Raw genomic sequence first — 19,069 nt, forward strand, 5'->3', positions numbered from 1 at the left:
ATTTGTATAGATGAAGATGATTAGCGGCAGGTGTTTGAATAACGGCCAAATCCTCTTGCCACAGCGGCTTAGGATCAGCATTTAACCGACATAAACCAAGCATTAAATGCACTTCTTACTTGCATTGTGGCAAAAAATTCGTACAATTCCCCAGCTTCCCTCTATGGGGAAGTAAACTTATTAATGAAAACAGTCAATCTATTTAGAGGACGGTATGGTAACTATTCGTTTGCAACGTGGTGGCGCTAAGAAGCGTCCTTTCTATCAAATTGTGGTTGCGGATAGCCGTTTCTCGCGTGACGGTCGTTTCATCGAGAAAGTAGGTTTCTTTAACCCTATTGCTGCAGGTCAGGAAGAAAAAGTACGTTTAGATTTATCTCGTGTTGATCACTGGGTAGGTCAAGGCGCATCTCTTTCAGATCGCGTAGCAAAATTAGTTAAAGACGCTCGTAAAGCGGCTTAATAGGCGTAAGTGTAACCATGAGTCAACAGGAGCAAGCCTCTACAATCGTCGTTGGCAAACTCGGAGCCCCGTATGGGATTAAGGGTTGGCTTAAGGTACATTCATTTACTGATGATCCCGAAGGGATCTTCGATTTCAGCCCATGGTTGATAGGGCAACAAGGTAAATGGCAATCCTTTGAAGTGAGTGACTGGCGTCGCCACAACAAAGGTTTTATCGCCAAGTTCGCGCAAGTAAACGACAGAGACCAAGCAATGGCTTTTACCAATGTGGAAATTTCTGTGTATGCGGCGCAACTGCCAGAACTGCCGCAAGGCGAGTTCTATTGGCGAGATCTCATCGGCATGACGGTGGTAACCGATAAAGGTTACAACCTGGGTCAGGTTGATGACTTGATGGAGACAGGCTCAAACGACGTACTGGTTGTGAAAGCAAACAGTAAAGATGCGTTTGGCAAGGGTGAGCGTTTAATCCCGTTCTTAACCGATTCGGTTATTCAGAACGTGGACCATGAAGCTCGCCAAATTACCGTGGACTGGGATCCGGCCTTTTAATGGCGCAAGCACCTTTATGGGTGGGGGTGATAAGCCTCTTCCCCGAGATGTTTTCGGCTATTACTGAGCAGGGTGTCACAGGCCGCGCAGTGAAACGTGGTTTAATCGACTTTCACTGCTGGAACCCACGCGATTACGCGACGGATAAGCATCGTACAGTGGATGACCGACCTTATGGCGGTGGTCCGGGCATGTTGATGATGGTTGAACCATTAAAGCAGGCCATAATCGATGCCAAAGCCGCAGCGGGCGAGGGTGCGAAGGTAATTTATATGTCGCCACAAGGGCGGAAACTAGATCAGCAAGGCGCGCAAGAGCTTGCTCTTAGCGACAAACTGATTTTAGTAGCTGGTCGTTACGAAGGTATAGATGAAAGGATCATCGAGTCCTATATCGATGAAGAATGGTCGATTGGGGATTTTATCCTCAGCGGTGGTGAACTACCTGCCATGACATTAATCGACGCAGTCGCGCGGTTGGTGCCAGGGGTGTTAGGCCATAACCAGTCGGCTGAGCAAGACTCATTTTCGGATGGCTTGCTTGATTGTCCACACTATACCCGGCCAGAGATATTGGATGGCAAAGCGGTTCCACCAGTTTTACTGAGTGGCAACCACCAGGAAATTGCGAAATGGCGGCTTAAGCAGTCACTCGGAAGGACTTGGCAACGACGTCCAGACTTGTTGCAAAACCTAGCTCTGACTGAGGAGCAAGCAAGTTTACTTGCTGAATATCAGCAGGAAAACTCATAGCTTGTGGCTAGAAGACAGTTACACCTAGGAAAGTGAGAAATAAAATGGCAAAAGTAAACCAAAATATTATTAAAGAGCTTGAAGCTGAACAGCTTAAGCAAGATGTACCTGCGTTCGGCGCTGGTGATACAGTTGTTGTACAGGTACGTGTAAAAGAAGGTGAAAAAGAGCGTCTACAGGCCTTTGAAGGTGTTGTAATCGCTAAGCGTAACCGTGGTCTACACTCAGCATTCACAGTTCGTAAAATCTCGAGCGGTGAAGGCGTTGAGCGTGTATTCCAAACGCACAGCCCTCTTGTTAGCAGCATCGCAGTTAAGCGCCGTGGTGCGGTTCGTCGCGCTAAGCTTTACTACTTGCGTGAGCGTTCTGGTAAATCTGCACGTATTAAAGAAAAACTTAATTAATACGCGCGTTTTACTAAAACGTGAAAAAACGGGTCAGCTAGCAATAGCTGGCCCGTTTTGGTTTTTCCCCCTCAACTTGTTTCCGTCAGTCGCCTAGCGAGCCCTTCAATTCCTCTTTGATTGTGCTAGTATCGGTGTAATTATTAATTTACCGCATGTAATTATAAGTTTACACAATGTCAGCCGAGCAGCAGTTAGCCCAGTTACGCAGCGAAATAGACGCCTGCGACAGTGAATTAGTCCGCCTTTTAGCAAAACGCAATCAGATCACCGAGCAGGTCGGTAAGGTCAAGCAGCGCTATGGCGCGCCTTTGCATGCACCAGATAGAGAAGCCGCGCTCATTACCGCGCGCCGTGAGCAAGCAACAGAGCAAGGCGTGAATCCCGACCTGGTCGAAGATATTCTTCGCCGCATGATGCGCGAGGCCTATCAAAATCAACAAAGTGAACTTGCCTGTGTTTGTCCCGAGCTTAGCCCTGTGGTGATAGTCGGTGGCCGCGGTGCCATGGGTCAGTTGTTTGCCAAGCAACTTATCCGCAGTGGCGTTGAGGTGCGTATCCTTGATAAGGATGAACAACAGCAAGGCAAGGCGGAAGAGATTATTCGCGGCGCAAAGTGCGTGATTATCAGTGTGCCCATCAATGCGGTAGAGAAGGTGGTTGAGTCACTCCCTGCGCTTGATGAGGACGCGCTACTGGTAGATATCACCTCAGTTAAGGAAAAGCCGTTAGCCGCGCTTACACAAAAGCACAGTGGCCCTGTGCTGGGTTTACACCCCATGTTTGGCCCCGATATCAGCCATTGGGTTAAGCAAACTGTGGTGGTGTGCCCAGGTCGCCAGAGTCAGGCTGGGGATGCCTTGCAAGCCCAGCTTAAGGTTTGGGGTTGCCAGCTGGTGACAATGAGCGCACGTAAACACGATGAAGCCATGCAAATAATTCAGGTGATGCGCCACTTAACCACCTTTGTGTACGGTCAGTTTCTGGCGCGCCAGGAGCACAGCTTGCAGGAAATTCGTGACTGCTCATCGCCCATCTATCAGTTAGAGCTGATGATGGTAGGGCGGTTATTTGCACAAAGCCCGGAGCTTTACAGCGATATTATGCTGGCCCAGTTTGACCGCGTCGAGCCGCTGCTTGAGGCGTACCAAAACACCTACGAGCAAACCCTGAACATGCTTCGCGATAAGGATAAGGGTGCCTTAATCGCCGCCTTTAACGATGCCAAACATTTCTTTAGCGATGCCAGCGACCAGTTTTTACGCCAAAGCCGGGCCCTGCTTAATAAAGCCAATGATGCCAAAGTGTTGGATTAATCATTTCGGCGCTTCCCTCATGCCAGGTCGGTGCTAAGCGCCGACCGGTTTCTCTTAAGTTGATACGACTTTGCCCTGAAAATTAACCTCCAGCCAGCTATGTTTTTAGCCACCATAAGCACAGATTAAGTCTATAGTTAAAAGTAGATTTTAATCGGCCCTCGCAAACAAGGAGGTGAGCACAGGTGCTAGTTTGTACCTCGAACGGTAAATTACTCATTTATGCTTGATTCCGGCCGAGGTCGGGGAGAGCAGTATGAGTAAGCTCTTGGTTTCACTCTTTGGGATTTTTACCTATCTTGTTGGACTCGCAGGCCTCACAGCATTTATGCTGTATTTAGGGGGATGGAGCTTTTTACCTTTGCATATCAATTCTCAGCCCCTCGGCAGCGCTGGCACCCAGGCTATCCTTATTAACTTATTAATTATCTTGTTATTTGGTCTGCACCATAGCCTGGCGGCACGCAGCAGTTTTAAGAAAAAGCTGACTCAGATTGTGCCCGCCGCGGTGGAGCGCAGTATCTATGTGCTCATTTCCGGCCTTTTTATGTTCGCTTTTTGCCTGTACTGGCAGCCCATCGCCGGAAAGGTTTGGCATACAGATAACCAGGTTGCGGTGATTATATTACGTGCACTACATGTCTTTGGCTGGCTTATCTTGGTGCTAGCCACCTTTGAGATAGACCTCTTTCATTTAATGGAGCTAAAACAAAGCTTGTCCATGAACCCAGATGAAGATCATGAATTTAATGTAATTTTTCTTTATAAAATAGCTCGTTTTGGTAATGTTTATGTGGATTACAAAAATAGGGTGCCTGCGGTGATCCCATTTTGGCCTATGGGTAAGAAGCAGGGTTGAAAAGCAAGCTTACTCAATGATTTTACGGGTTTTGGTTTGTTTAATTGCTAATAGACTGCTAGCTTTTTGATACTAAAGCATAAACCGCGGCTGTTTTGAGCGAAGAGCAAGCTAGCTGCAAAGGAGTGTAATATGTCAGCGTCTATTTTAAAGTCGGCCAAGGTTACGGCTCAGCAAGGTGTAGCGCGCGCCGATGGAGAGTTGGTTTTAACCGAAAGTGAACTACAATTTAGCCCCTTCAATAAAAAGTATGGCCTTGGGCCCTATGCCTTTTCCCGCGCCAATATCACCGAGGTGCAAAGGACAAGGGGAAAGGGTGGGGGCATCATTCCGCTATCGAGCGAGGCGATTAAAATCACCTTAATCAACGGACAAGCCTACGAGTTTATTCTCGCCAACCCGCAGCAGTGGCTGGAAACTTTACAGGATCACTAAGTTGAAGTTGGCAGGATACGCCGAGCGCTGTTAGCGTTTTCGCTTAAGTCTAATCACTTTGGCGAGCTTTTTAGGGGATGACGACTGCAACTCTGTGCCGTCATTTTCATGCGCAAAAGAGCGCTTAAATGACATATAAATCACCTTGTTGTGGACGCGATAAAAGGCTCGTTTTTGGCTCATAATTCATGCTCCAATCTGCCTATAGAGTATAGCTCTTATGTGGGTGATTGCTTGTAGCGGCAAAGCTCTGGTTAAGTGCTATGCCTCCATGTAGCAGCAACAGCCAGCGCGTACTCACTATATTCATTTAAACGGTAATAGTGACGCTCGTACAGGTGCTTTGATCTTTTGGGGTCTAACCGATCAGGAAGCGAAAAGGTATACACCAGCATTACTGCAGATTTCAACCGTAAGAATGATTGGGATATGTATTTAAGTAGATAAGATTAACAGCCAGAAGTCATCACTTCTGGCTCTTTTTTTCGGTGTTAGTTTACTTCCACCGCCTGCAGTGAGTCGCTTTGGTAGCAGCCGAGAATACGTACAAACTGGGTGTGATCTTTTAGGGCTTCAAGAGCACGCTGCACCTTGGGCTCGGCCAGGTTGGCAATTAAATCAACATAAAACACTTCTTCCCAGGGGTTGCCTGGTACTGGGCGTGACTCCAGTTTTACCATGTTAATGCCATGCTCCTTGAACACCATAAGGGCATCGGCCAGCGAGCCCACATGCTGCTCGGTAGCCATAATAAGGCTGGTCTTGGTCGGTATTTGTGTTGAAACCTGCATGGCCTTGCGCGCCACCACAATAAAGCGGCTGTGGTTTTCACTTTGGTTGGCAATGCCTGTTTTTAGCACCTCCAGACCTAAGTGTTTACCTGCCTCGGCAGAGCCGATGGCGGCACTGTTATCACAATTAAGCGCCGCCTTCATGGCGCTGGTGGTGGAGTCGCAGTTTTCCAGCTGCACATCATTTAGGCCCTGAATAAAACGGTTACATTGGGCGAAGGGTTGGGGGTGACCATAGAGCTTGGTGATGTCTTCCAGCTCGGTGCCCGGTTTAACCAGTAGGCAGTGCTCCACCGAGTGAGTGACTTCGCCAACGATGGAAACCTGGGCGTGCTGGAGCAGGTCGAATACTTCGTTGATACTGCCCGAGCTGGTGTTTTCGATTGGCAGCACGCCGAAGTCAGCCTGACCTTTTTCTACCGCACCTGTGATCTCGTCAAACTGGGCGCAGCCCATTTCAACCAGCTTACCGGGACGGCGACTAAAATACTTGTGCACTGCTAACTGGGAGTAGGAGCCCTGACCGCCAAGATACGCCACCCGATTGGTCTCGCCCAGTACCTCGGGGTTGAGGTTTTGTTGCAACATGGCTTGCTGGTGCAGCACCGAGTCTTCAAGCACCCGCTGAAACACGCTGTTGATATAGTAGGCATCCAGGCCGAGCGATTTACCATAGCTTATCAGCTTTTCCAGTAACTCCTGCTCTCGTGCTTCATCGCGAATGGGCTTGTTGTTGGCGATTTTATATTCCACCACTGAATGGCTGATTCGGCGGCGTTTTGCCAATAAAATCAACAGCTCAGAGTCGATTTCATTGATGTCTCGGCGCAGCGCCAAAAGCGTATCATTAGTCATTATTTGGTTTCCTCATTCCCAAAACAAAAAAGGCCTCCCGTTTGGGAGGCCTTAGCATGTGTGTGAATCTCACGTACTCGCTCGCGCCTCCCTAACAAGGGTGGTAGATAAAGAAGCGAAAAAATACGAAAGAGATAATGTTCATAACTTCAATCTACTGGCTTGGGCAGATAAAAGTCAATAGGCCTATGGTGGTTATTTGGTAAATATTTGCACCCGTTATGGCATGGGGATAAAAGTAAGATTGAAAGGCTAAGACATGACTTTCTTTGGGTGTTTGTTCCCAAAACGACTATATTATTCTTGTGGTTCATTCTTTTGTCTTAGTTGCTGGCCGGTTAGCTGATAATTTGCATCAAAAGGGCTATACATCAAGGCTGTGGCTGTTATATTTGCTAGCCGGCTAAAATAATAAAAACCAGATACTTAAAAAGGATCGGCTGTGGTTTATAGGCGTCCGCCATCGCGATTTGGCATACACTCGTTAAGCATAAAGCTTTCGGTATTGATCTCGGCTATATGCTTGATCGCCGGTATTTTTGCTGCGGTGTTTATGCTCAAATCCGAGCAAAAACAAACTATGTTCCAAGAAGATGAGCAACTGGCACAATACAGTGCTCGGTTTATTGGTCAGTTTGGGCAATTAATTGATAGTAAAACCAATATTGCTGAGCAAGCCAATGCAGTGGTGGCCCGTGAGTTGTTTTCCGGCGAGTTTGATAGCAGCGCTTCGATGCCGCACTTTATTACTACCGATACCCCCATCCTGCGCAGTGTTACCCGCGATGGTATGAGTGCAGCGGTAATACCAAAAGCCAATTATTCCTCTTATTATCAACAGCTTTTTACTCGCTCCGAGCAACTTTGGCGAGTGATTTCACCAACCTTGACGCAAGAGTTTGCCAATTTTTACCTGCTTACCGCTGATGATTTTGTGCGTATTGCCCCTGCAACCTGGGCCATGGATGTGCCGGAAAATTATCGCGCCAATAATGCGGTTAATTTCAGCCGTGTTGGCCCAGAGCAAAACCCAGACAGGCTCGCGGTATGGACCCCGGTTTACTACGATACTGTGAGTCGCAAATGGGTGGTCAGCATAGTGGCCCCCATTTATCAGAATAATGAGCATCTAGCCCTGACAGGTGCCGATATCGAGTTAAGCAGCTTGTTACGCTTCTTGCCCATAGACGATAAGCATCAACAAATGTTCGTGGTTGACGGCAAGGGCCAGTTATTGGCCCATCCGAGCCTGGATGAGGCAACGTATCAGCGTTATGGCCGTGAGGGTCGGGCGCTGCGCATGTCCGACTTTATTAATCCCCAGTTGGTCAAATTGGTTGGCGATGTGCTGCGCTCGAAGCAGTCGAGCATGAATGAGCAGTTTGAATATGAAGGGGAGCAATACCTGACTACCATCAGCAAGGTTGAAGGTCTGGATTGGTATGTGGGTATGTATCGCAAGCAATCGAGTGCATTAGAAGCGCTTGAGGCGCTACAGATTAAATTCTTAGCACTTTTTATTCTTTACCCGATTTTGGTCGCCTTGTTGTTGCATCAGGCCCTGTACCAGCTGGTGCTGCGCCGTATTCATCTGCTTGTGGACGCTGTATCCAGCTTTGGTAAAGGCAAGATGGACACCGAATTTCCGCCAGAAGGCAAGGACGAAATAGGCGTACTCAACGGCTCTTTTAAAGACATGAGTGTGGAGCTAACCAATACCATCACCGGCCTTAATCAGCGTATTAAAGAAAAAGACATTGCCGAGCGAGCCGCCAATCGTTTGTCCAAGGCGGTGGCGCATTCGGGCACGGGGGTTTTGATCACCAACTATCAGCTGCAAATCGAATACGTAAACCCAAAAATGCTGGAAATGACAGGTTTTAATGAAGAGCATTTTACCAGTAGTAAATTGCTGAGCGTGATAGCCAAGGAAATGGCGATATTTAACGACGATATCGAGTATGATTTACGTACCCGCAATTATTGGCGTGGCGATACCATGTTGGAGCAAGTCGATGGCAAGGCGCTCTGGGTGTCTCTAAGCGTATCACCTATCCGCGATGAAGAAGGAGGCGTAAGCAGCTATGTGGTGTCGGCGCAGGATATCTCTTTTGTAAAAGAAAGCCAGCGTAAAATGGAACAGCTGGCCTATTTTGATACCCTGACAGGTCTGGCTAACCGTACCTTCTTCCGCATGCAGCTACGTAAATCCATGGCCTTGGCCGAGCGTGGTCACTATGCTTTTGCACTGTTTTATTTCGACCTTGATGAGTTTAAGCGCATTAATGATACCCTGGGCCATGACAGCGGCGACCAACTTTTGGTGGAGGTAGCCAATCGTTTGAAAAATCGTTTGCGTACCGAAGACACCATAGCCCGCCTTGGCGGCGATGAATTTGCCGTGTTGCTCAGTGGGATTGAAAATCATGAGCGCGCTAAAGAGGTGGCACACACCATACAGCGTACCCTGAACCAGCCCATTACTTTAGGCAATAACGAAGTGATCGTCAGTGCCAGTATTGGTATCACCATGGCGCCGGAAGACAGTAGCGAAGAAGACCAACTGCTTAAACATGCGGACTTGGCCATGTACGAGGCCAAAGCCAAGGGTAAAAACACCTATCACTTCTATTCCAGCGAACTTAATGCCGCCGCCAATGAGCGTCTGTATATTGAGAACGAGTTGCGCCAAGGTATTCGCGACAGCCAGTTCCATCTGAATTATCAGCCTCAGGTAGATAGCCGCACCGGTAAGGTATTGGGCTTTGAAGCACTGATCCGCTGGACTCATCCGACTCAGGGGGCGATTTCACCGGTGAAGTTTATTCCTATCGCCGAGGCCACAGGTTTGATTGTTGAGCTTGGAGAATGGGTGCTTCATGAAGCCTGTCGTTTCTCCGCTCGTCGCGCCCAAGCTGGGCTTGAAGCAAATGTTTCCGTGAATTTATCGGTACGTCAATTCCAGGATGCCAATTTGATCCCTAGTCTTGCCAATATTCTTGAGCAGACCAAGGTGGCACCTAAAAATCTGCATCTGGAGCTCACCGAAAGCATGCTGATGGGGGATGTGGATACCGCCATTTCTCAACTGCATGATATCAAGCGCCTTGGTGTGTCGATTTCCATCGATGATTTCGGTACCGGCTATTCATCTCTTAGCTACTTAAAGCGTTTCCCTGTCGATGTGCTTAAGATTGACCGCTCCTTTGTTCAGGATATTCCAGATGATCCGAACGATATGGCGATCACTGCGGCTATTATCGCCATGGCGCAAAAGCTCAATCTTAATGTGGTGGCCGAAGGGGTGGAAACCAGGGAGCAAATGGAATTCCTCAAAGCTAACAATTGCTTTGTGGTGCAGGGTTATTACTTTAGCCCGCCCTTGTCGGAGCAAGCGGTGGCTGAGTTGCCAGAAGTTTTATCCGGCTGTGAATCAGCGGTTGATTAAAGATGTTCAAGGGGCTCTTACGAGCCCTTTGCTATTGGTTGGGCACTACAGCAGTGGGCTGACATCCACGGGCAGGTCAATCAAAATTAATAAGGCGCCCTTGCCACCGTATTCCAGCGGCGCCTGATGCATGGCAATAATATCCGGATGCTGCACCAGATATTGAGGCACCTTGTGCTTTAAAATGCGCTCGCCAATGCCATGTACCACACAGGCGCAGGACACATGCTGCTTTTTGCAGGCACTGATCAGCGCCGCCAGTTCCAGCTTTACCGTTTCCTTGTTCATGCCATGGCAATCGAGGATAAGCTCAGGTGCATAATCCCCACGACGTAACTGCTTAGCCAGATATCTGTCTTCACCTTCTTTGACATAGCTAACCGTACCCTGGGTATCTATATCGGGAATGTACTCATCGGAAAAGTAGAATTCGGTTTTGCTTTGGCGCTGCACCTGTTGGCGCTCGCCTATGTGCTTTTTTTGCCCGCTTGTCAGACGCACAGTGTCGCTTTTCACCCGCTTGGTCGTGCCTATGCTTTGGCGAAATAAATCGATGTCGTCTTGTGATAGTTCGGCGTTGTCCGAACTCGGAGATTGGTGTTTTTTCATGGCCGGGATTTTAGCCAAAAAAAGCGTAAAAACCTAGCGCTAAACAGGCTACAATGACGACATTATCAGCTGAACTAGCAACAGAGTATGAACGAAAACCTTATTAACGACGCTGAGCTACAAGAAGCTCAGCAGGAATTGCATAGCATTAGTGATTGGCTACGCTGGACCACCAGTCAATTTAGCGCCCATGGCATTTATTTTGGCCATGGCACTGACAACGCCTGGGATGAAGCGGTAGCACTTATTTTACCTTCGCTGCACTTGCCCATGGATGCGCCGCAAAACCTGCTTGGCAGTCGCCTCACCAGCAGCGAAAAGGCACACTTGAGTGCGCTTATCGCCAGACGCATTAATGAGCGTACGCCTGTGGCCTATTTGACCAATCAAGGCTACTTCGCCGGCATGCCGTTTTATGTCGATGAGCGAGTACTGGTACCGCGTTCGCCTTTTGCCGAGCTGATCAGCGAGCAATTCTCTCCTTGGGTTCAACACCCAGAGCAGATCACCCGTGTGCTGGATATGTGCACCGGCTCAGGTTGTATTGCCATTGCTTTGGCTCAGGCCTTTGACAATGCTTTGGTGGATGCGGTGGATATTTCCCCGGATGCCTTGGCTGTGGCCGATATCAATATTCAGGATTACCAGTTAGAAGATAGAGTTATGCCGATTCTGTCTGATGTCTTTAGTGGTGTGGGCGATGAAAAATACGATCTGATTGTTGCTAACCCGCCATATGTGGACGCCGAGGACATGGCTGACTTGCCAGAAGAGTTTCACCATGAGCCCGAGCTGGGCCTGGCCTCTGGTGAAGACGGTTTGGATGTCACCCGCGAGTTGCTGGCCAAGGCTTCTGCCCATTTGACCGAGCAGGGCTTGTTATTTGTTGAAGTAGGCAACTCTATGGTACATATGGATATGCTTTACCCCGATGCGCCTTTTACCTGGTTAGAGTTTGAACACGGCGGCCTTGGGGTATTTATGATATCGAAAGCGGATCTTGACGCCTACTTTGGGCAATAAGCGCCGCTGATCTTTCGCGCCATTTGGAATGAGGATGAAATATGGCAGGTAATAGTATAGGGCAGCTGTTTCGGGTGTCCACATTTGGTGAGAGCCACGGCCCCGCCCTTGGTGGGGTGGTCGATGGTTGTCCCGCCGGTTTAGAGCTTGATGAAGCGGATTTACAGGGCGATTTAGACCGCCGTAAGCCCGGGCAGAGCCGTTACACTACGGCGCGTCGTGAAGAGGATAAAGTGAAGATTCTCTCTGGCGTGTTCGAGGGCAAAACCACGGGCACCAGTATAGGTTTGTTGATTGAAAACACAGATCAGCGCTCCAAAGACTACAGCAAGATCAAAGACGTGTTTCGTCCTGGTCATGGTGATTACACCTATTGGCACAAATACGGGATTCGTGATTACCGTGGTGGTGGCCGCTCATCGGCACGGGAAACCGCGATCCGTGTAGCCGCCGGTGCTATTGCCAAAAAATACCTGAAGCAATTCCATGGCATAGAAGTCAAAGCCTGTTTGTCACAGCTTGGCCCCATTAAGGCTGAGCAGTATGATTGGGCGCAGGTCGAGCAAAATGCGTTTTTCTTCCCAGATAGCAGCAAGTTAGATGCTCTGGACGAATATATGCGCGATTTGAAAAAACAAGGCGACTCTATTGGCGCCAAGGTCAAGGTGGTTGCCAGTGGCGTTCCCGTTGGTTTGGGTGAGCCTGTGTTTGACCGCCTCGATGCGGAGCTGGCGCACTCGCTGATGAGCATCAATGCAGTTAAAGGCGTGGAAATCGGCGACGGTTTTGCGGTAGTCGAACAAAAGGGTTCTGAGCACCGCGACGAGCTGACTCCCGAAGGTTTTACCTCTAACCATGCCGGCGGCGTGCTTGCGGGCATTTCCACCGGTCAGGATATTGTTGCCAGCATTGCCCTTAAGCCAACCTCCAGCATTACCGTGGTGGGGCAGAGTATCAACACCAGCAATGAAGCGGTTGAGATGATCACCAAGGGTCGTCATGACCCCTGTGTGGGCATTCGCGCCATTCCTATTGCCGAGGCCATGATGGCTATTACCCTGATGGATCATCTGTTGCGTCAGCGAGGGCAAAACCCTGATGTGCAACTTGAGCATGGGCCCATCCCAGGGCAAAGAGCCTAATAAAAACCCGAATAAACGACGCAGCCTAAGGGCTGCGTTTTTACTTTAGCGGCTAAAGCCCGTACAATCGCGCGGTGTTTTAGATTTCCCCTTAGTTATGCATCAGATTGACGAACTCATCACGCTCTTTGAGCGCACATTTTTTGCCACTTATAACACCCGCTTGGTGCGAGGCGATGTTGAGCCTATTTATCTGCCCGCCGATGACGAGTGTAACTTTCATCGTATCGTTTTCGCCCACGGTTTCTATGCCAGTGCCCTGCATGAAATAGCTCATTGGCTGGTGGCCGGTCAGCGCCGCCGTCAATTGGAAGATTATGGCTACTGGTATTGCCCTGATGGCCGAGATAAGGCGCAGCAACATGAGTTTGAAAATGTCGAAGTGCATCCGCAAGCCATTGAATGGGCGCTGTGTTTGGCCGCGGGTTTTACCTTTAACGTCTCCGCCGATAATCTTGGCGGTGAGCAGACCTGTCGCTTTTCCTTTCAAAAGCGGGTCTATGATAAACTCTTGACCCTGATAGAGCAGGGCTTTAATGAGCGCACCGAGCAATTGCTTCAGGCCTTAGCGCAGCATTATGGTCAAGCTTATCCGCTGCGCCGTGAGCAGCTACAATGGCAACCTCCAAAGGAACTAGATTATGCAGTTTAAGCTGGGTTTTATTATCAATCCTGTAGCCGGCCTTGGCGGTTCGGTGGCTCTAAAAGGCAGTGATGGCGCCGATACCGCGGCTAAAGCCATGGCCTTGGGGGCCGAGCCTAAGGCGCATCTGCGCGCTCGCGCGGCGCTTGAGCAACTGCTGCCTTATCAAGAGAATTTAACCATCTATACCGTCAATGGCGGCATGGGTGAGCAAGTGGCCCGTGAGCTCGGCTTTGACGTTGAGGTGGTGTATCACAGTGCCAGCCCGACCACAGCCGCGGACACAGAGCGAGCGGCGCAATTGCTGTGCGAGCAAGGGGTTGACCTTATTTTGTTTGCCGGTGGCGATGGTACCGCGCGCAATCTATGTCACGCTATTGGCGAGCGAGTGCCAGCCCTTGGCATTCCCGCGGGTTGTAAAATTCACTCCGGCGTCTATGCCATCACTCCCAAAGCGGCAGGCCGTGTGGTGGAAATGCTGGTTAAGGGCGAGCTGGTTACCCTTAGTGAAAGCGATGTGATGGATATCGACGAAGACGCCTTTCGCGCCGGAGCGGTGCGCGCCAAGCGTTATGGTGAGCTGCGAGTGCCAAGCGAACTGCGTTATGTTCAGGCGGTGAAAAACGGTGCTGGTAAGGAAGTAGACGAGCTGGTTCTGGCCGATATCGCCGCCTATGTGGTCAGCGAAATGGATGAAGACTGGCAATATATTATTGGCTCTGGCTCGACCGTGGCCGCGGTAATGGAAGAAATGGGCCTGGACAACACCCTGCTTGGCGTTGACCTGGTTAAAGACCAGGAATTAATAGGCCGCGATATGACAGCTCAGCAGCTGCTCGAGGCCTGTAAAGGCAAGCCGACTAAACTGGTGATCACTCTAATTGGTGGTCAGGGGCATCTCTTTGGTCGCGGTAACCAGCAGTTGAGCCCGGCGCTTATTCGCGCCATAGGCAAAGAAAATATTATCGTGGTGGCCACCAAGGGCAAACTACAGGCCCTTGAAGGTCGGCCACTAATTTGTGATACCGGCGACAGTGCCCTGGACGACGAATTATCCGGTTATATCCAAGTAACCACAGGTTTTAATGACCACGTGCTCTATGCCGTGGGCCACAATGAGGAGCAGTAATGCCTTATTCAAACTATGTAGATGCGGCACAGCGTTTTTTTGACGACCTGGTTGAGCATGCCGATGACGACCAGCTTTTTGCCGGCGGCTATTTGCGCGGTCACTTTGACTTGGCCGTGGGCTATGCCCAAGTAGAAAACCTGGCTTTAAGCCCACAGGAGCTCAACGAGCAAATCGAGCAAAGCCTGGTTAAGGCCTATCATAATGGCGAATTAACAGACACAGATCGTGACCATGTGGTGGTGATTTGGGAGCAGGTGAAAGCCTTGGGCAGCTAAGAGCCAAGGATTTCTAGTTTACAGGCATTAGTTCGTTCTAATGCTTTAGCATGTAGCCTTTATGTTAATTTTCAAGTAGGCTGCTTGTTGTTATTCACTCGGGCCCAGTGCCCGAGTGACTGTTTTTAGGTTAGGAGTCACAAAATGAATAATAATAACGGTGACCAGCAAGGAGCTGCACCAAGTGGCGCAATCGCGCGCTTTCTTAACACCATAGAGCGAGTGGGGAATAAGCTGCCGGATCCGGCGATGATCTTCCTCTTTGCTATGTTACTTATCTGGGTTCTATCCTGGGCCTTCTCGGGCGTGACCTTTGATGTTATTGACCCGCGCACTCAAGCCCCTATAGTGGTAAATAACCTGCTTACTGGCCAGGCCTTGGCGGGCTTTTTGGCTTCCATGGTCACAACCTTTACCAGTTTTGCACCCTTAGGCGTGGTACTGGTGGCCATGCTGGGTGTGGGTGTGGCCGAGCATTCCGGCTATATCAATACCGGCATTAAGTTGATGCTTAAACGCACACCTAAGGCGCTGCTGACGCCCATGGTGATCTTGGTGGGTATTGTGTCACACACAGCCACAGATGCCGGGTACGTGCTGGTAATTCCGCTTGCCGGGGTGATCTTCTATGCCATGGGGCGTCATCCCTTGGCGGGTATCGCCGCGGCTTTCGCCGGGGTAAGTGGCGGCTTTAGCGCCAACTTTATTCCATCGGGCATAGATCCCTTACTGCAAAGCTTTACCCAAAGCGCGGCGCAGATCATCAACCCGAGCATGGAAGTAAACCCGCTTAACAACTATTACTTCACCTCACTGTCGAGCATCTTTATCGTGCTGGTGGGTTGGTATATCACCGACAAAATTATCGAACCGCGCCTGAAAAGCTCAGAAGTGGATGGCAATACCGATGAACTGCCCGCCTTTGATCAGGCCACCGGCAAAGAGAAGAAAGCCTTTTTAATTGCCACCGGCGTTATGCTGGCCGGCTTGGCCTTGTTAGCCTATGTCGCGAGCTTAGATGCCTCCCCGCTGCGTTCCAAAGATGGCAATCTGGCGGACTTTAGTGCGCCGATTATGCAATCCATAGTGCCGCTGATTTTCTTGCTGTTCTGGATCCCCGGTGCGGTCTACGGTTTTGTTGCCGGTACCTTTAAGACTTCCAAAGACATGATCATGGCCATGACCAAGTCCATGGAAGGCATGGCTTACTATATAGTTATGGCGTTTTTCTGTGCCTTGTTTATTGCCGCCTTTGCGCAGTCGAATCTCGGTGCCTTGTTGGCCATTGAAGGGGCTGCGGTGCTTAAGTCTATGTCGCTGCCAAGTGGGGTGACCATAGTCGGTATCATCTTCCTAACCGCCTTTGTAAACCTGTTTGTAGGCTCAAGTTCGGCGAAATGGGCGCTGTTGGGACCTATTTTTGTGCCCATGCTGATGCAGCTGAATATCTCTCCTGATTTAACTCAGGCCGCGTATCGCGTTGGGGATTCCAGCTCTAACATCATAACTCCCCTGATGCCTTACTTCCCGCTGGTAGTGGTCTACTGCCAGAAGTATGTTAAGAATACAGGTATAGGTACTTTGATTGCCATGATGCTACCTTACTCCATCGCTTTCTTGGTGGGCTGGAGCCTGTTCTTACTGGCTTATTGGGGTCTGGGTATTCCGCTGGGTATTCAAGCTTCATATACCTACGGCTAATCGCTCAGGTTAAATATAAGCAAATAAAAAGGCCGCTATTTAGCGGCCTTTGTCGTGTTTGGCGTATTAGTTAAAGCGCCATGTCAGGTTGGTGTAGATATAACGACCACGGGGGTTGTGTACTGAGGACACATAACCGTAAAGGTCGGAATCGCCATCACCAATGGCAAACGGTGGCTCTTCATCGAAGACGTTGTTCATGCCCACAGAGATACGAATATCGTCATTGAAGTTATACGCACCTTGAATATCTACCAGGGTGTGCGAGTCAACGTCACGTGATTTCTGGGTGTCGAAATCAAGGGCACCGTCGAAATCGATATCTGGAGTATCTTCAAACGAGCCTACGTAACTGATGTTCATATTGACATTGAAGTCCTGGAACTCCCAGTTGGTGGCGAATAAACCACGGTGACGCGGGTACTCGTACTCGCCAATATATTCACGGCCATCCTTGTTGAACTCGTGCATATATGACCACTCAAGATTGAACTTGAGCAGACCCATGTCGTCCATATCCATCTTATAGTTGGTGGATATATCGATACCCGAGGCTTCTTGCGAAGAAACGTTTTCAAACGTGCTATGCACCTGTTGGATCACGCCCAGGCTTTGACCTGCTGTTGGAGGAAGACGCACACAAACCGTGCTGTTTTGGTCATTACAATGGGTGTTGTAAATACTACCGAAGTCTTGCTCGTCTATCTTGTTGTCTTGCTCTATGCTCCAGATATCCACTGAAAGTCCGAACTCGTTAACCGGCGCCCAAATAGCACCTAGGTTCCAAGACTCAGACTCTTCCGCTTCCAGATCCGGGTTACCGGCAAACTCGATATTATAGTCGAGTAAGTCACAGTCTTGGCCCGTGGCCTGACAACGATAAGTATCAACGAAGAATTGGCTCTCTTCCGATGGACCTAAGCCAATTTGTGCCAATGATGGCGCTCGGAAGCCCTGAGCCCATGAACCGCGCAGTGAAAACTCGCCGCTTGGTGCCCATTTAAAGGCCACTTTCGGGTTAGTAGTTGAACCAAAGTCGCTGTAGTCATCGTGACGACCGGCAAGCTGTAGCTCAAAGTTATCGCTAAGCGGAATTGAGAACTCCACATAGGCTGCCCACTGGTCACGTTTCGCTGCTGCCGATACTGACTCGGTGCCGAAGATTAAGCCGCGCTGGAATTGGTCATCCGGCACGTCGCTCACGTCTTCTTCACGGTACTCAAGGCCTGCCGCCATCATTACCATTTGGTCGTTAAACTCAAAGGCTTCACCACTGATACTGGCATCGAATGAAGTCATATGTGATTCACCACGACGTACAAGGCTGGTAGTAATACGGTCGATAACGTCAGCTGAGTTTTGCACGCCGCCGAAGGGGTTATAGTTACCGGCATCGATTTCCTGCTGTAGGAAGTCAACACGTACCCAACCCATGGATCGATCACCGCTTTGCTCGGACTTACTGCGACCTTTTTGTGCCGCTACTTCCCAGCCCCAGTCGTTGATTTCACCACGCAGACCGGCAACCAGGCGCAGAGTGTCAGACTCTATATCCCAGCGACGAGCACCGGCATCCACGGTACGGTAACGGCCTATTTCTATGTCTTGACCAAAGGGGTTATATGGGTGGCTGCCAGGAACCGTTAAACCCGCATCTTCATCTAAAGGCGTGGGTGCGCCAGCGGCTTTAGAAGTGTTGTGCTGAGCTGCGATTTCCATAAAGGCAGTGATATCGTTATCGAATTTATAATCGAACTGGGCGATGGCACCGACCCGCTCCGAGGGCGGGGTAATATAGCCATAAGGACCGTAATCGAATAAACAGCTACCACTGGCGGTGGCGCTGTCGGCAGGACAATCCGGGTCAATGGTTTTTACGCCATTAACGTAGAAGTAACCAGGAAAGCCTCGTGATGAACGAAAATCCATGCCACCATAAGGCGATTGGTCGGCCGTGCCCAGAGAGCCCATTTCATCGGCTTCGAGGCCAGTGTTTTTAAAGTAATCAAGAATAACTGAGGCGCTGCCCTTGGCGCTGCTGGTACCCCAGACCACACTGGCAGTGGTTTCTTCATGGTTTGGTCCCGTGGTTCCACCATAGCCGAGGTTAACTTCTATGCCTTCGATGTCTTTTTTCAAGACCACGTTGACTACACCGGCAACCGCATCGGAGCCATAAATGGCCGAGGCGCCGTCTTTTAAGATATCGATACGCTCGATGGCCGATACTGGGATTGAGTTAATATCAACGAAAGAGTTGGTAATGCTCTCGGCAAAGGCACTAATAGCAACGCGGCGACCATTGATCAATACCAAGGTAGCATCCGGGCCTAGACCACGTAAGCTTACCGCGGCACCACCGTTAGCGGTTGAGTCCTGGTTATTGCCGCGGGTCGAGAAGGTACCATTACCGGCAACGGGCATACGCTCTAGGAGCTGTTGCAGGTTGTCGTAACCCATATTGGCAATGTCTTCTTTGCCGATACTTTGCACCGGTGAAGGGCCTTCCATATCGGTACGTTTAATGCGCGAGCCGGTGACTTCGATGCGTTCGACTTTTTCCGCCGTTGCTTCTTCGGCTTGAGCCTGAATCGATACGGATAGCGCGCCTGTGCCTAAAGCCAAGGTGAGTGCAGTGCCAAGAGCACTAGGTGTGAACTTTCTCAT

General features: G+C 49.8%; 17 protein-coding genes. 14 read left to right on the forward strand and 3 right to left on the reverse strand.

The genetic code is table 11. From position 1 onward, the window contains the following. Window positions 1-214: 214 nt before the first annotated feature. From rpsP to WCN91_RS11195, 7 genes are all read left to right on the forward strand, one after another. Complete coding sequence (rpsP, locus tag WCN91_RS11165; protein WP_017216164.1) at window positions 215-463, forward strand: 30S ribosomal protein S16; 249 nt, start codon at window positions 215-217, stop codon at window positions 461-463. A 17-nt stretch (window positions 464-480) separates the two neighbouring features. Further along, on the forward strand, window positions 481-1,017 hold the full coding sequence (gene rimM, locus WCN91_RS11170) for a ribosome maturation factor RimM (protein ID WP_342679082.1): 537 nt from the start codon (window positions 481-483) through the stop codon (window positions 1,015-1,017). Beyond that, complete coding sequence (gene trmD / locus WCN91_RS11175) at window positions 1,017-1,769, forward strand: tRNA (guanosine(37)-N1)-methyltransferase TrmD (protein WP_342679083.1); 753 nt, start codon at window positions 1,017-1,019, stop codon at window positions 1,767-1,769. Before rimM ends, trmD begins: the two co-directional genes overlap by 1 nt. A 44-nt stretch (window positions 1,770-1,813) precedes the next feature. Then, entirely contained in the window at window positions 1,814-2,173 is a 360-nt protein-coding gene (gene rplS, locus WCN91_RS11180; RefSeq protein ID WP_105190117.1) for a 50S ribosomal protein L19, read from the forward strand. 176 nt (window positions 2,174-2,349) lie between these two features. Further along, a complete protein-coding gene (tyrA, locus tag WCN91_RS11185) occupies window positions 2,350-3,489 on the forward strand; it encodes a bifunctional chorismate mutase/prephenate dehydrogenase (RefSeq protein WP_342679086.1) in 1,140 nt (379 codons plus the stop codon). 256 nt (window positions 3,490-3,745) lie between these two features. Beyond that, the gene (locus WCN91_RS11190; RefSeq protein ID WP_342679088.1) at window positions 3,746-4,348 is read left to right on the forward strand and encodes a hypothetical protein; all 603 of its coding nucleotides are present in this window, start codon (window positions 3,746-3,748) and stop codon (window positions 4,346-4,348) included. A gap of 132 nt (window positions 4,349-4,480) precedes the next feature. Then, a complete protein-coding gene (locus WCN91_RS11195) occupies window positions 4,481-4,783 on the forward strand; it encodes a hypothetical protein (protein WP_342679090.1) in 303 nt (100 codons plus the stop codon). A 491-nt stretch (window positions 4,784-5,274) separates the two neighbouring features. On the opposite strand, the gene WCN91_RS11200 is transcribed toward WCN91_RS11195, so the two are convergent. Continuing rightward, complete coding sequence (locus tag WCN91_RS11200) at window positions 5,275-6,429, reverse strand: chorismate mutase (protein WP_342679092.1); 1,155 nt, start codon at window positions 6,427-6,429, stop codon at window positions 5,275-5,277. 442 nt (window positions 6,430-6,871) lie between these two features. Between WCN91_RS11200 and WCN91_RS11205 the strand changes: the two genes are divergently transcribed. After that, on the forward strand, window positions 6,872-9,877 hold the full coding sequence (locus tag WCN91_RS11205) for a bifunctional diguanylate cyclase/phosphodiesterase (protein ID WP_342679094.1): 3,006 nt from the start codon (window positions 6,872-6,874) through the stop codon (window positions 9,875-9,877). 45 nt (window positions 9,878-9,922) lie between these two features. Here WCN91_RS11205 and smrB read toward each other — a convergent pair whose 3' ends face one another. Beyond that, window positions 9,923-10,486, reverse strand: coding sequence for an endonuclease SmrB (gene smrB, locus WCN91_RS11210; RefSeq protein ID WP_342679096.1), 564 nt, complete (start codon window positions 10,484-10,486; stop codon window positions 9,923-9,925). Window positions 10,487-10,573: 87 nt separating this feature from the next. Here smrB and prmB point away from each other — a divergent pair, with 87 nt between their 5' ends. The 6 genes from prmB to WCN91_RS11240 all read left to right on the forward strand — a co-directional run bounded on the left by prmB (window position 10,574) and on the right by WCN91_RS11240 (window position 16,402). Continuing rightward, window positions 10,574-11,509, forward strand: coding sequence for a 50S ribosomal protein L3 N(5)-glutamine methyltransferase (gene prmB, locus WCN91_RS11215; protein WP_342679098.1), 936 nt, complete (start codon window positions 10,574-10,576; stop codon window positions 11,507-11,509). A gap of 41 nt (window positions 11,510-11,550) precedes the next feature. Further along, window positions 11,551-12,651, forward strand: a complete 1,101-nt coding sequence (gene aroC, locus WCN91_RS11220; RefSeq protein WP_342679099.1) for a chorismate synthase — start codon at window positions 11,551-11,553, stop codon at window positions 12,649-12,651. Between the two features lie 97 nt (window positions 12,652-12,748). Next, complete coding sequence (locus WCN91_RS11225) at window positions 12,749-13,303, forward strand: elongation factor P hydroxylase (RefSeq protein WP_342679101.1); 555 nt, start codon at window positions 12,749-12,751, stop codon at window positions 13,301-13,303. Next, window positions 13,293-14,423: an ATP-NAD kinase family protein gene (locus tag WCN91_RS11230; protein ID WP_342679103.1), complete on the forward strand. Its 1,131-nt coding sequence runs from the start codon at window positions 13,293-13,295 to the stop codon at window positions 14,421-14,423. The genes WCN91_RS11225 and WCN91_RS11230 overlap by 11 nt, the downstream gene beginning before the upstream one ends. Next, window positions 14,423-14,701 carry a YfcL family protein gene (locus WCN91_RS11235; RefSeq protein WP_342679105.1) on the forward strand — a complete coding sequence of 93 codons (279 nt, stop codon included), beginning with the start codon at window positions 14,423-14,425 and terminating at the stop codon, window positions 14,699-14,701. The genes WCN91_RS11230 and WCN91_RS11235 overlap by 1 nt, the downstream gene beginning before the upstream one ends. A 144-nt stretch (window positions 14,702-14,845) precedes the next feature. After that, a complete protein-coding gene (locus WCN91_RS11240) occupies window positions 14,846-16,402 on the forward strand; it encodes an AbgT family transporter (protein WP_342679106.1) in 1,557 nt (518 codons plus the stop codon). Window positions 16,403-16,468: 66 nt separating this feature from the next. Here the strand turns inward: WCN91_RS11240 and WCN91_RS11245 are convergent, their stop codons facing one another. Next, the gene (locus tag WCN91_RS11245) at window positions 16,469-19,069 is read right to left on the reverse strand and encodes a TonB-dependent receptor plug domain-containing protein (RefSeq protein WP_342679108.1); all 2,601 of its coding nucleotides are present in this window, start codon (window positions 19,067-19,069) and stop codon (window positions 16,469-16,471) included.

This window comes from Pseudoalteromonas qingdaonensis (assembly GCF_038739665.1).
Lineage (GTDB): Bacteria > Pseudomonadota > Gammaproteobacteria > Enterobacterales > Alteromonadaceae > Pseudoalteromonas > Pseudoalteromonas qingdaonensis.

Bases quoted from the DNA above. Each gene is read 5' to 3' on its own strand.
- rplS (WP_105190117.1), top strand. From the start codon at position 1,814: ATGGCAAAAGTAAACCAAAATATTATTAAAGAGCTTGAAGCTGAACAG.
- WCN91_RS11235 (WP_342679105.1), top strand. From the start codon at position 14,423: ATGCCTTATTCAAACTATGTAGATGCGGCACAGCGTTTTTTTGACGAC.
- WCN91_RS11195 (WP_342679090.1), top strand. From the start codon at position 4,481: ATGTCAGCGTCTATTTTAAAGTCGGCCAAGGTTACGGCTCAGCAAGGT.
- WCN91_RS11225 (WP_342679101.1), top strand. From the start codon at position 12,749: ATGCATCAGATTGACGAACTCATCACGCTCTTTGAGCGCACATTTTTT.
- WCN91_RS11240 (WP_342679106.1), top strand. From the start codon at position 14,846: ATGAATAATAATAACGGTGACCAGCAAGGAGCTGCACCAAGTGGCGCA.
- smrB (WP_342679096.1), bottom strand. From the start codon at position 10,486: ATGAAAAAACACCAATCTCCGAGTTCGGACAACGCCGAACTATCACAA.
- rpsP (WP_017216164.1), top strand. From the start codon at position 215: ATGGTAACTATTCGTTTGCAACGTGGTGGCGCTAAGAAGCGTCCTTTC.
- rimM (WP_342679082.1), top strand. From the start codon at position 481: ATGAGTCAACAGGAGCAAGCCTCTACAATCGTCGTTGGCAAACTCGGA.
- aroC (WP_342679099.1), top strand. From the start codon at position 11,551: ATGGCAGGTAATAGTATAGGGCAGCTGTTTCGGGTGTCCACATTTGGT.
- WCN91_RS11230 (WP_342679103.1), top strand. From the start codon at position 13,293: ATGCAGTTTAAGCTGGGTTTTATTATCAATCCTGTAGCCGGCCTTGGC.
- tyrA (WP_342679086.1), top strand. From the start codon at position 2,350: ATGTCAGCCGAGCAGCAGTTAGCCCAGTTACGCAGCGAAATAGACGCC.
- prmB (WP_342679098.1), top strand. From the start codon at position 10,574: ATGAACGAAAACCTTATTAACGACGCTGAGCTACAAGAAGCTCAGCAG.
- trmD (WP_342679083.1), top strand. From the start codon at position 1,017: ATGGCGCAAGCACCTTTATGGGTGGGGGTGATAAGCCTCTTCCCCGAG.
- WCN91_RS11200 (WP_342679092.1), bottom strand. From the start codon at position 6,429: ATGACTAATGATACGCTTTTGGCGCTGCGCCGAGACATCAATGAAATC.
- WCN91_RS11245 (WP_342679108.1), bottom strand. From the start codon at position 19,069: ATGAGAAAGTTCACACCTAGTGCTCTTGGCACTGCACTCACCTTGGCT.
- WCN91_RS11190 (WP_342679088.1), top strand. From the start codon at position 3,746: ATGAGTAAGCTCTTGGTTTCACTCTTTGGGATTTTTACCTATCTTGTT.